Here is a 12082-nt window from a genome sequence, read left to right as displayed (position 1 = left end):
CGGCGCTATCTTCCCGTCAGTTCCAGGTAGAGCGCGTCGAGGGCGTCGAGCATCTGGGCCTCGTCGGGCCAGGTTGCCGCGCGGGCGAGGCTCTTCTCCCCGTAGCCGGCCAGGCGCTCGGGATCGGCGAGGAGGTCGCGCACGGTCCGGTCGAGGCCGTCCACGTCCCCGACTTCGAAGTACGCGGCCGCGTCGCCCACGAGTTCGGGTATGCCGCCGGTGCGGGTGGTCACGAGCGGCACGCCGGCCTGCATGACCTCCTGTGCGAAGAGCTGGCGGGCCTCCCACTGGCTGGAGATGACGGCGAGGTCGGCGGCGGCGAGGAGGTCGGCCACGTCGGTGCGGTGGCCGAGCAGGCGCACGTCGGCGCCGGAGGCGTCGATGAGCGCTTGCAGGCGCATCCGTTCGGGTCCGTCGCCGGCGACGGCGACCACGGGCGGGGCGTCGAGGTCGGTCCAGCGCGCCGCGGCGGCGATGAGGGTGTCGTAGTCCTTCTGCGGGTGCAGGCGGCCCACAGAGAGCAGCAGCGGGCGGTCGCCGATGCCGAGTTCGGCGCGGACCGCGCCGGCGTCGCTCACGGCGACACGCGGCGGGGCGGCGACGGGCGCGAGACGGGCGTCGCGGGCGCCGAGGTCGACCAGGTGCTCGTGGAGGTCGGAGGAGGCGGCGAGGGCGACGTCGACGCCGCGCGCGAGCCGCTTCTCGATCTCGTCGGAGACGCGCCGCTTGAACCCGGCGGTGATGAGCTGGTTGTGCCAGGTCGTGACGAGCGCGGCGCCGGCGGGGCGGGCCGCGAGCGCGGTGATCCCGGCGGTGAGGCCGTGGGCGTGCACGAGGTCGACGCCGCGGCCCGTGATGCCGCGCAAGGCGTTTCGCGCGGCCCACCAGGCGAGCGGGAGTTCGGGCGAGGGCTTGGCGGTGATGGGCGCGGGCGCGAAGCGGGCGCCGCGGGCGCGGAAGCCGAAGCGCTCCTCGGTCTCGGGCGGGCCGACGACGAGGACGGCGTCGCCGCGTTCGACCAGGCCCGCCGCGAGCGACGCGACGTGCGTCCCGATGCCGCCGGTCGAAGGGCCGAGCACCAAGGCGATACGGCGATGGCTCACTTGTCTGCTCCACTGGTCTCGTCGGGCGCGTGGTCTTCAGGAGTGGGGTCTTCGGGCGTGCTGTCGTCCGGAGCGGTGTCGTCCGTTCGTCCGGACCGGATTATGCCAGCGCGTCGCAGGACGGGCTGCACGACACCGGATCCGCCGATGAGCGCGGCGACGCCGAGGTAGACGACGCCGGTCGCGGCGCCGACGACGACGCCCTGGAAGAGCGCCGTGTAGAACGTGTCCGCGTGGCCCCACAGGACGATGAGTTCGCGCGCGGCGAGGACGGCCACGACGGCCGCGAGGACGGTGGCGAGCGCGGCCCGGGGGATGCCCTTGAGGCTGGCCGCCCCGGTGTGGCGGGCGATTGCGGCGGTGAGGGCGAGGCCGATGACGGTCATGCCCACGGACCAGGCGATGGCGAGCGCGAGCGTGCGGTCCTCGACAGGCATGACCATGGAGAGGACGATCGCGGCGACCGCTCCCGCGGCCCAGCCGATCGAGGTCGCTCCGGCGGCGTACTTGTTGCGGCCGATGGCATAGAGGCCGCGCGAGTAGATCGCGAAGACCGAGTATCCGAAGAGTCCGAACGCGAGGCCGGTGAGCGTGCCGCGGAACTGCTCCAGCGTCGCTTCTGACTTGTCCGGGGACACCGAGGACAGGACCGTGGCGATGGGTTCGGCGATGCCCGCGAGGGCGGCGACCCCGAGGCCTGAGAGCAGCAGGATCGCGCGGCCGGTCTGGGAGAGCCGCCGCTCGAAGCGGTCGTTCTCGCCGAGCGAGTAGGCCTCGGCGAGGATCGGGTAGGCGGCGGTCGCGAGCGGGACGGCGAGGATGGCCCACGGCAGCAGGAAGAAGGTCTGCGAGATGGTGAAGACCGCGGCGGGTCCTTCCCCCGCGCGGTTGGCGAGCGTTATGAGCAGTGCCTGGCAAAGCTGCTGCGCGCCGACGGTGATCGCCCCGGCGATGGCGAGGGACTTCAGGCCCGAGGCGACGTGGGTCTCCAACCGCCAAACCGGGCGGATGCGCAGGTGGAGGCCGCGCAGGGGCATAATGAGCGATCCGGCGAGGACGGCGACGCCGACGGTGGTGCCGAGTGCGAGGAGGACCAGTTCACTCTCGGTGACGTGTTCGACCTTGTAGTTGCGGCCGGAAGTCAGGCCGTAAAGGACGTAGACCCCTGCCATGACGACGCTCGAGAGGAGCGGGGCGAGGGCGGGCCAGGCGAAGCGTCGGTGCGACTGGAGGATGCCGGTGAGGACGACCGCGACGCCGTAGAGCGGCAGCTGCGGAGCGAAGAGCACGAGCATCTGGGTTCCGGCGTCGATGCCCTCTTCCGAGTAGCCGCCGCCGGAGAGCAGTTCGATGATGTGCCGGGCGAAGACCGCGACGATGAGCCCGGCTGGGACGAGGATGGTCAGGGCCCAGGTCAGCAGCGCGGAGGCGATGTGGCTGACTTGCTCGGGTTCGTGCCTCGCCAGTGGGGCGGCGAGCAGCGGGATGACGAGGGCGGCGAGCGCGCCTCCGGCCACGAGTTCGAAGATGATGTTGGGGATGCCGTTGGCGGTCTGGTAGACCGCCCCGAGGGTGCCCGCGCCGACCGCCCAGGTGAACACCATGGTGCGGCCGAATCCGGCCAGGCGGGAGGCGACGGTGATCGCACCGATGACCGAGGCGGCACGACCGACTTCGCGTCGGGTCTCGGTCAAGACTTCGTCCGACCCAGCTCGTCCAACTCCCGCAGCACGGGCGTCTCGGCGATCACTTTCGTGAAGCTCACTTTTTCGGAGGCGGCGATGAGGGCAGCGACGCCCGCGAGGGCGACGTGGCGGCCGATCATGCCGGTGCGGGCGATGTAGGCGAGGCCGAGGAGCGCGCCGAGGGCGTTCGCGCCGCCGTCGCCGAGCATGGTCTTGCCTTCGAGATCTTCGGCCATGGCGGCGCCGGCGGCCGCGGAGACCGCGAGCGCGGTGTTGGCGCCGCCGGCTGCCGTGGCGCGGTCGGACTTCGCGCCCGCGGGGCGCGAGAGCGGCGCGGCGGCGAGGGTGACGACCTTGAGGGCGCGGCCGGGCCGCAGGTCGAACAGGTTGACCACGTTGGCGGCGCCCGCGATGACGCCGCCGCCGACGCCGACGTTCCAGAGGCGGCGGATCAGCGGGCGGCGCTCGTCGGTGAGATCGCCGTTCTGCAGGTCGATGAGGGCGGCCGCTGCGATCCCGGCGGTGGAGATGCCGAGAATCTTGATCAGGCCCGCGCTGAGGCGGCCCTTCAGCAGGGCGCCGACGTGGCCCTTGAAGCCTTTGGCCTTCTCGCCCTTGGCGTCGGCCATGTCGTCGTAGAGGCCGACCCCCCCGGCGGTGAGGCCGGCGGTCGCCGCGGCGGCGGCGTAAGCCGGGGAGTTCGCGCCGAGGACGGCTCCTGCTGTGGCGCCCACGGTGATCCCAGGCCCTTCGGCCAGGGACACGGTGTCGCCCTTGTGGTTGACGCGTTCCAGTTCGGCCGCCCATTTGGAGCGCCGTACGGCGCTGATCGCGGCGATCGTGCCGCCCGCGGCGAGGCCTCCGATGAACGCCCGCCCTACCGTGCGCGTTAGCTGGCTCATGGGCGCGATACTAGGCCGCGGCGGGAAGCAGGCCGGAAGCGCCCTCCCCGGTGCCCAGGTGATCGACGGTGTTCGTGTTGACGTAGTCGGCGAGCGCGGCGACCGCGGCGATCTGGCCCTGGGTGAGGGCGGCGTTGTCGACGGTGGCGACGGTGTCGGCGTTGTCGGTGCGGAGGATCTTGATCGGGTTGCCGTCGCCGGTCGAGGTGGTGGCGGCGTAGACCGTCGGGTCGTCGGCGGCGAACTCGGTGGTGAACGCGACCATGCCGGCGTTGCGGTCGGCCGCGTCGGAGTCCGTCGAGCCGGGCCCGGCGAGGATGAGGACGCCGTCGGCGACGCCGGTCGGCGTGACCTCGACGGTGAGCATCCCGAGGTCGCTCAGGCCGGTGGTGACGGTGGTGATGTCCCCCGCGGTGATCGCGACCGTGGCCCCGGCGGCCTCGCCGGTGGTGACCGCGCCGAGCACGTAGCTCATCGCGGTCACGCCGTCGTAGGTGACGGGGGTGGTGACGGTGTCGGGCGTGGTGGTCTCGGCGAGGTCGCCGAGGGTGCCGGTGTTGGCCGGGTCGAAGAAGTCGTCGAGGATCGAGAGGCGGCCCGAGACCGTGGCCCCGGCGTACCCGAGCATCTCGACCGCGCCGTCCACATAGGCGGTGTCGGCGCCGGGGAGGGCGACGACGAGCACGTTGCGGCCGGTGAGCTGCCCGGCGAGGTAGGAGGGGGCGACCGCTTCGGCGAAGGCCTGGTCGTCCTCGAGGTCGGCCTCCAACTGCTCGGCCTGGTCCCGCAGCTGCTCGTTGCTGTCGCGCAGGCTCTGGATGTTGCTCTCGAAGGCCTCGATGGCGGGGCCGTTGAGGGCGGCCGTGCCGAGGATGAGGCCCACGGTGAGGGCGAGGAACACCGCGGTGAGGCTCACCAGGTGATAGCGGAAGTTGATCACGAGAACAGCCTTTGGATTTGGAAGAGCAGTCCGTCCCACCAGTCGGCGATGACGTCGACGAAGGAGCGGCCCACCGTCGAGATCGCCACGGCGGTGGCCATCGCGGCGAGCCCGGAGACGATGAGCAGGAGCAGCGCGGAGATCGACATGTCCTGGCGGTAGAGGCGCGAGACGCCCTTGGCGTCGACGAGCTTGCCGCCGACGCGCAGGCGGGTGAGGAACGTGGAGGCCATGCCGCCGCGTCCCTTGTCGAGGAACTCGACCATGGTGACGTGCGTGCCGACGGCGCAGATGAGCTCCGCGCCCTTCTCGTCGGCCATGAGCATCGCGATGTCCTCGGAGGTGGCCGCGGCCGGGAACGGGATCGCGGGGACCCCTAGCTTGTCCATGCGCTCCATGCCGGGCGCGCGGCCGTCGGCGTAGGCGTGGACGACGATCTCGGCGCCGCAGCGGAGCGCGTCGTCCGAGACCGAGTCCATGTCGCCCACGATCATGTCGGGCGTGTACCCGGCCTCGAGGAGCGCGTCCGCGCCGCCGTCCACGCCGACGAGCACGGGCTTGAACTCGCGGATGTACGGGCGCAGGACGTCGATGTCCTCTTTGTAGTTGTAGCCGCGGATGACGATGAGCGCGTGGCGGCCGTTGAAGGAGGTCTTCACGTCGGGCACGCCGACGCCGTCGAGCAGGAGGTCCCGCTCGCGCTTGAGGTACTCCATCGTGTTGGCGGCGAAGGCCTCCAGCTGGATCGAGAGCCCCTCCTTCGCGGCCTCCATGTCCGCGCTCACCGTGGCGGCGGTCTGGACCGCGCCCTCGGCGATGAGGTCGCCGCCGGAGTAGATCGCGCCGGCCTCGATGTCGACCGAGACGGACCGGCCCTCGCGGACCCGGTCGAAGATCTCGTCGCCGACGCCGTCGATGAGGACGATCCCGGCCTTGACGAGCACTTCGGGGCCGAGGTTCGGGTAGCGGCCCGAGATCGACTTGGAGGCGTTCACCACCACCGGGACGCCGGTGCCGACCAAGGTGTCGGCGGCGACCCGGTCGAGGTCGACGTGGTCGATGATCGCGATGTCGCCGGGTTCGAGCCGGCCGCACAGACGCTTGGTGCGGCGGTCGAGGCGGGCGGTGCCGACCAGCCGGTCTTCGGAGGGGTCGCCCTCCGGGCTCCGCCCGGGCAACCGCAAGCTAGGTACACGCATCGTGCATCATCATGCCATCCGATCGCCGGTGCCGAGGCGACGGCTCGCCGGGGCGAACCGCGCGAATCGGACAACCCTACGACTTCATCTTCGCGGCCTCTGCCAGCAGCTCCTCTGCGTGCGCCACGCCCAGGTGCGAATCGGGCATCCCCGCGAGCATGCGAGCAAGCTCACGCGCCCGCTCCGCGTCGTCGACCACGCGCACGCCCGAGACCGTGACGGCCCCCGACGTGTCCTTCGAGACCACCAGGTGGCGGTCCGCGAACGCCGCGACCTGCGGCAGGTGGGTGACGACCAGGACCTGGTGGCGGCGGGCGAGCTTGGCGAGGCAGCGGCCGATCTCGATCGCCGCGCCGCCGCCCACGCCCGCGTCGACCTCGTCGAACACGAGCACCGGCGGGCCGCCGATCTCGGCGAACACCACTTCGATCGCGAGCATCACGCGCGAGAGCTCACCGCCCGAGGCGCCCTTGTGCAGGGCCGCCGGGAGCGCGCCCGGGTGCGGTCGCAGCAGCAGCTCGACTTCGTCGGCCCCGTCCTCGGTCGCACCTGAGATCGCCGTCTCGACGGCGAGGTCCACACCGCCGCGGCCGGCCGGCCGCGGCTCGACCGCGGCCGTCACCTCGGCGTGCGGCATCGCGAGGCCCTTGAGCTCGGCCGACACCGACGCCGAGAACCGCTCGGCGGCGGCCCGGCGGGACGCCCGCAACTGCGCGGCGAGCTCGGCGGCGCGCGCCGTCAGCTCCGCGTGCTGCGACTCGAGTTCGGCGACGCGCTCATCGGAGACGTCGAGCTCCCCGAGCCGCTTCTGCGCGTTCTCGGCCCACGCCAGCACCCCGGGAAGGTCCTCGGCGTACTTGCGGAACAGGGCCTTCATGGCCGCCTGGCGCTGGTAGATCTCCTCCAGGCGCCGCGGGTCGGCGGCGAGGTCGTCGAGGTACGCCGAGAGGTCCACGGCCGCTTCGGCGAGGAGCGCCCCGGCCTCGGCCAGGCGCTCGGCGAACTCGGCGAGCTTCGGGTCCGAGTGCGCGTCGTGCTCGAGGGCGCGGGCGGCGGCGCCGACCGTGTCGGTGGCCCCGCCCTCCCCGGTGGCCGGGTCGCCGGTGATGGCGGCGTGCGCGGTCGCGGCGGCGAGGCGCAGGGCCTCGGCGTTCTCGAGGCGGCGGGCCTCCTCGGCGAGTTCGGCGTCCTCGCCCTCCTGCGGGTCGACGGCGGTGATCTCGTCGAGCCCGAGGCGCAGCATGTCCGCCTCGCGGGCCATCTCGCGGGCGCTGGTGCGCAGCCGCGAGAGCTCGGCGGCGCAGGCCCCGAGCTCGTGGTAGACGGCGCGGTAGGCGTCGAGGATCTTCCCGTGGTCGGCCCCGGCGAAGCGGTCGAGCGCGGCCCGCTGCTCGGCGGGCTGCAGCAGCCGCATCTGGTCCGACTGGCCGTGCACCGAGATCGCCAGCTCGCCCAGTTCGGACAGGACGCCGACGGGCGCGGACCTGCCGCCGACCCACGCCTTCGAACGGCCCTCCGACGACACCGAGCGGGCCAGCAGCAGCTCGCCGTCCTCGAGGTCGGCGCCGGCCTCGATGGCACGTTCACGCAGCTCGAGGGCGCGCTCGCCCACGGCGAAGCGGCCCTCCACAAGGGCCTTGTCCGCGCCGAGGGGGGCACGGGAGGCACGACCGCCGAACAGCAGACCCAGACCGGCGACGACCATGGTCTTACCGGCGCCGGTCTCACCGGTGATGCAGGTCAGGCCGGAATCGAGCGGCAGGGTGGCGTCAGCGATCACGCCCAGATTCTGGATGCGAAGCTCCTCCAACACGCTTCGAAGCCTAGCCGGTCCGTCCGACAATCGGCGCTCGAGCGGGTGGGGCCCGCCGGGCGGGCCCGGGCGAGGCTGGGGCCGAGGCCATTTGATCGCTCGCAAGGCGGAAGGCCTTCCAGATACCGGTGTTGTATCTGGAAGGCCGACAGCGCAGCGAGCGGGCGAATGGACCGGGCCCAGACCGGCTGGGCTCGCCCGGCGGGCCCTCAGACTCGGCCGTGACGCCAACCGTCAACGGGCAGAGAGAGTTTCGACACCAAACGGGAGGCGAAGGGCTGACCGGACATGCGCACCAGCCGCACCGGGCGCGCCGAGCGGCGGATCGTGACCGTCGCGCCCGAGGTGAGCCGGGTGAGCTCCTTGCCGTCGGCGACGAGCGCGCCCTCGGTGCTGGTGGACTCCACGCCGATGCGGATCACCGATGAGGAGTGCACCACCATCGGCTTCGCGAACAGCGCGTGCGCGTTCATGGGCACCACCACGAGCGCGTCCACGTCGGGCCAGACGACCGGGCCGCCCGCCGACATCGCGTGCGCGGTCGAACCGGTCGGCGAGGCCACCACGACCCCGTCGGAGCCGTAGCGGGAGATGCGGGTCCCGTCGATCTCGATGTACAGCTCGAGCATCCGCGCGGGCTCGGCCTTCTCCACCGCGATGTCGTTGAACGCCCAGGAGACGTGTTCCTCGCCGTCGATGCCCATCGCCTCGACCGACAGCGCGGTGCGCTCCTCGACGGTGTACTCGCCGTCGAGGAGGCGCGACACGACGGTCTCGAGCTCGCCGGTCTCGGCCTCGGCGAGGAAGCCGACCTTCCCGAAGTTGACGCCGAGCAGCGGCACGTCGGCCTCGGCGGCCACCTTCGCGGCGCGCAGCACGGTGCCGTCGCCGCCGAGGGCGAGCACGAGGTCGGCGGTCTCGCCGTTCGATTCGCCGCCGACGACCAGCGCGTCGCGGCGCATGAGGGAGCGGGTCGCGCCCGAGCAGATCTTCACCTCGACGCCCGCGGCCCGCAGTGCGGCCGCCAGCTTCTCGGCGAGCTCCGCCACATCCTCGCGAAGCGGATGCGTGACCACCAAGACACGGCTCGGCTTCTGCTGCGGCTCCACTCGCGCTCCTACTCAGACGGCTACAGGGCCTCGAACTGTACTCCAGCCCGGTTCACCGGGAGTACCGGAGAGCATACCGATGAGAACGCTTGCACAATCCCGTTCGGCGTGAAAGCCCTGCACCCGGCTTCCCTTGGGCGGCAACCCGCTCTGAAGACCGCTCCAATGTGATCCGTTGCGGCACAATGTCTCTCCAACACCACCGGAAACCAGAGGAGACCCCGTGACCACCCGCAGACAACTCCTGGGCTACTCGGCCCTCACCGCCGCCGCCGCGGCCGGGCTCGCCACCGTCGGCCCCCGCGCCGCCGCCGCGAACGGCGCGCACGTTCCCGCCGTCGCCATCGGCTCCGGCTACGGCGCCGCCGTCTCGGCACTGCGCCTCGGCGAGGCCGGCGTCCAGACGACCGTCCTCGAGATGGGCCGGCTATGGAACGAGCCCGGCGAGGACGGCAAGGTCTTCTGCACCATGACCGCCCCCGACGAGCGCAGCATGTGGTTCAAGCGCCGCACCGAAGCGCCGCTCTCGACCCTGCTGTGGCTCGACGTCGTCAACCGGGACATCGATCCTTACCCGGGCGTCCTCGACCGCGTCAACTACGACGACATGTCCGTCTACGTCGGACGCGGCGTCGGCGGCGGGTCGCTCGTCAACGGCGGCATGGCCGTCGTCCCCCGCCGCGACTACTTCGAAGCAGTGCTCCCCGGCGTCGACGCGGCCGCCATGTACGACCGCTACTTCCCGCTCGCGCTGGCCGAACTCCAGGTCAACACCATCGACCCCGCGTTCTACGAAAAAACCGAGTACTACCGGTTCAGCCGCGTCGCCGCCGCGCAGGCCGAGGCGGCCGGGCTCAAGACCGTGTTCGTCCCGGACGTCTACGACTTCGAGTACATGGAGCGCGAGGCCGCCGGGACCGCCCCCAAGTCCGCGCTCGGCGGCGAGGTCATCTACGGCAACAACGCCGGCAAGATGAGCCTCGACAAGACCTACCTCGCTTCCGCGCTCGCCACCGGCAACGTCACCATCGCCGCCCGCCACGAGGTGCGGTCCATCGCGATCGACGCGAACGGCGACTACGTCCTCACGGTCGACCACCGCGACGACGCCAACGAGGTCATCGAGACCAAGCGCATCACCTGCCGCCACCTCTTCCTCGGCGCGGGCAGCCTCGGCACCACCGAACTGCTCCTGCGCGCCCGCGAGACCGGCGCCCTCCCCGACCTCGACGAGGCGGTCGGATCGGGCTGGGGGCCGAACGGGAACGTCATGACCGCCAGGGCGAACCACCTGTGGAGCCCCACCGGCCTCAAGCAGTCCACCATCCCGGTCATGGGCATCGACGACTGGGACAACCCCGACGCGCGCGTCTTCGCCGAGCTCGCGCCGCTCCCGGCCGGGATCGAGACGTGGATCAGCCTCTACCTCGCCATCACCGACAACCCCGAGCGCGGCCGCTTCACGTACGACGCCGCGACCGACAAGGCCGTGCTCGACTGGCGGCTCGAGCAGGCGCAGCCGGGCGTCGCCGCCGCGAAGTCCATGTTCGACCGCATCAACAAGAAGCACGGCACCTCGTACCGGTACGACCTGTTCGGCGACGACCGGGCCTTCGCGGACGACTTCTGCTACCACCCGCTGGGCGGCTGCGTCCTCGGCGAGGCCACCGACGCGTACGGGCGCCTCAACGGCTACGAGCGGCTATATGCGACCGACTCCTCGCTCATCCCCGGGTCGATCGGCGTCAACCCGCTCGTGACGATCACGGCGCTCGCGGAGCGGAACCTGGAGGCGATCCTCGCCGCCGACTTCGCTTAGGCGGGAACGCCGCAGGCCGCGTCCACCCCGGCGCGGTGGATCGGTTCGCCTTCGGTGACCATGCGGCAGAAGAACTCCACGTTCCCCTTCGGGCCGGGCAGCGGGCTCGCGGCCACCGCGGTGGTGGTCCAGCCGAGCTGTCCGGCCTTCTCGATGACGCCCCACACGGCGGCGGCGCGCTGGGCCGGGTCGCCGACGACCCCGCCCGCGCCGACCTGGCCCTTGCCGACCTCGAACTGCGGCTTGACCATCGGCAGCATCATGCCGCCCGGTTTCGTGCAGGCCGCGAGCGCGGGCAGGACGAGTTCGAGCGAGATGAAGGAGAGGTCGCCGACGGTGAGGTCCACCTGCCCGCCGAGCTGCTCGGGGGTGAGGTGACGGACGTTGGTGCGGTCGTGGACGACGACGCGCTCGTCGGTCTGGAGCTTCCAGGCGAGCTGTCCGTAGCCGACGTCGACGGCGAGGACCTCGGCCGCGCCGCGGCGCAGCAGGACGTCGGTGAAGCCGCCGGTGGAGGCCCCGGCGTCGAGGACGCGCAGGCCCTTCGGGTCGACGCCGAACGCGTCGAGGGCGCCGATGAGCTTGTGGGCGCCGCGGGAGACGTAGTCGTCGGCGTCGCCGACGAGGCGGATGGAGTCGTCGCCGGTGACGCTCGTGGCGGGTTTCGTGGCGGGGATGCCCCGCAGGTGGATGCGGCCGGCCGCGATGAGTTCGCGGGCGTGCTCGCGGGAGCGGGCGATCTTGCGGCGCACGAGTTCGGCGTCGAGTCGGTAGCGCGTCGGCATGGCGCGGGTTCGGTGCTCTCTAACTGGTTCTTAGGCGTCGTCGACGTTGCTGAGGATCTCGGAGAGGCGCTGCTGGACGCCTTCGAAGACCTGCACGTGCTCGGTGACCGGCAGGTCGGGGAGGGCCTCGAGGCGGCCCAGGGCCTCCTCGACCTCCATCTCGACGTCGTCCGTGTCGGCCGCGGGCTTGAGGCGGCCGGCCAGGGCCCCCGGGCTCGGCATGTCGGTCATGCGTCCTCGTCTTCCTCGTCGTCGATCGGCTCCATGGTCGCGGCGGGGGCGGGCGATGGCGTCTCGGCAGGGCGGGGCTCCGCCTGCTGCGCGAGTTTCGCCGACGCGGCGTTCGCGCGGGCCTCGGCTTCGGCGAGTCGGATGCGGAGGTCGCGGATCTGCTCCTCGGAGTGCTCGAGGCGGAGGTTGAGGTCGTCCAGGTCGGCCTGGGTGGCGACGCCGAGGCGCGTGAGGCCGGCGTCGAGCTCGGCGCGGAGGAGGCGGCCGACGTCGGCGGCGGTGCGGGTGCCGTGCTCGCGTACCTGCTCGGAGCCGGTGCGCAGGTCCTCGCGGACCTTGCCGGCGAAGTCGCGGGCGCGGCGGCCGGGTCCGCCGGCCATGCCGAGGAAGGAGTCGAAGTAGGCGCGGGCGGAGTCCGTCATGACGGTCCCACTCCCTTCTGCTGGTGCGGGCGGGGCTGGCGTCCCCGCCTCCGTGCGGCTCGCGAGCCGTAGTC

The 12082-nt window shown here is 72.1% G+C and carries 11 protein-coding genes; 1 reads left to right on the top strand and 10 read right to left on the bottom strand.

The window, feature by feature from the left end; all coding sequences use genetic code 11:
• Positions 1 to 5: 5 nt before the first annotated feature.
• From J5V16_RS02710 to J5V16_RS02680, 7 genes are all read right to left on the bottom strand, one after another.
• Entirely contained in the window at positions 6 to 1103 is a 1098-nt protein-coding gene (locus J5V16_RS02710) for a glycosyltransferase family 4 protein (protein WP_208494434.1), read from the bottom strand.
• A complete protein-coding gene (gene murJ / locus J5V16_RS02705; protein ID WP_208494432.1) occupies positions 1100 to 2797 on the bottom strand; it encodes a murein biosynthesis integral membrane protein MurJ in 1698 nt (565 codons plus the stop codon). Before murJ ends, J5V16_RS02710 begins: the two co-directional genes overlap by 4 nt.
• Positions 2794 to 3690, bottom strand: a complete 897-nt coding sequence (locus J5V16_RS02700; RefSeq protein ID WP_208494430.1) for a hypothetical protein — start codon at positions 3688 to 3690, stop codon at positions 2794 to 2796. The genes murJ and J5V16_RS02700 overlap by 4 nt, the downstream gene beginning before the upstream one ends.
• 10 nt (positions 3691 to 3700) lie before the next feature.
• Entirely contained in the window at positions 3701 to 4630 is a 930-nt protein-coding gene (locus J5V16_RS02695; RefSeq protein WP_208494428.1) for a copper transporter, read from the bottom strand.
• Positions 4627 to 5829 (bottom strand): putative cytokinetic ring protein SteA, encoded by a 1203-nt coding sequence (gene steA, locus J5V16_RS02690; protein ID WP_208494426.1) that lies wholly within the window; start codon positions 5827 to 5829, stop codon positions 4627 to 4629. The genes J5V16_RS02695 and steA overlap by 4 nt, the downstream gene beginning before the upstream one ends.
• 76 nt (positions 5830 to 5905) lie before the next feature.
• Positions 5906 to 7642, bottom strand: coding sequence for a DNA repair protein RecN (gene recN / locus J5V16_RS02685; RefSeq protein WP_208494424.1), 1737 nt, complete (start codon positions 7640 to 7642; stop codon positions 5906 to 5908).
• Between the two features lie 209 nt (positions 7643 to 7851).
• Positions 7852 to 8751 carry an NAD kinase gene (locus tag J5V16_RS02680; RefSeq protein WP_208494422.1) on the bottom strand — a complete coding sequence of 300 codons (900 nt, stop codon included), beginning with the start codon at positions 8749 to 8751 and terminating at the stop codon, positions 7852 to 7854.
• Positions 8752 to 8974: 223 nt separating this feature from the next.
• On the opposite strand from J5V16_RS02680, the gene J5V16_RS02675 reads away from it, so the two are divergent.
• Entirely contained in the window at positions 8975 to 10570 is a 1596-nt protein-coding gene (locus tag J5V16_RS02675) for a GMC oxidoreductase (RefSeq protein ID WP_208494420.1), read from the top strand.
• On the opposite strand, the gene J5V16_RS02670 is transcribed toward J5V16_RS02675, so the two are convergent.
• The 3 genes from J5V16_RS02670 to J5V16_RS02660 are packed head-to-tail and all read right to left on the bottom strand — an operon-like array spanning position 10567 to position 12008.
• Positions 10567 to 11355 (bottom strand): TlyA family RNA methyltransferase, encoded by a 789-nt coding sequence (locus J5V16_RS02670; RefSeq protein WP_208494418.1) that lies wholly within the window; start codon positions 11353 to 11355, stop codon positions 10567 to 10569. The two genes, J5V16_RS02675 and J5V16_RS02670, sit on opposite strands and share 4 nt — an antisense overlap.
• A gap of 30 nt (positions 11356 to 11385) precedes the next feature.
• The gene (locus tag J5V16_RS02665) at positions 11386 to 11586 is read right to left on the bottom strand and encodes a hypothetical protein (RefSeq protein WP_243900582.1); all 201 of its coding nucleotides are present in this window, start codon (positions 11584 to 11586) and stop codon (positions 11386 to 11388) included.
• Complete coding sequence (locus J5V16_RS02660) at positions 11583 to 12008, bottom strand: phasin family protein (RefSeq protein ID WP_208494416.1); 426 nt, start codon at positions 12006 to 12008, stop codon at positions 11583 to 11585. The genes J5V16_RS02665 and J5V16_RS02660 overlap by 4 nt, the downstream gene beginning before the upstream one ends.
• Between the last annotated feature and the right edge of the window lie 74 nt (positions 12009 to 12082).

It is taken from the genome of Glycomyces niveus (genome assembly GCF_017592475.1).
GTDB classification, from domain to species: domain Bacteria; phylum Actinomycetota; class Actinomycetes; order Mycobacteriales; family Micromonosporaceae; genus Glycomyces; species Glycomyces niveus.
This window is presented reverse-complemented; position numbering and strand designations above follow the sequence as displayed.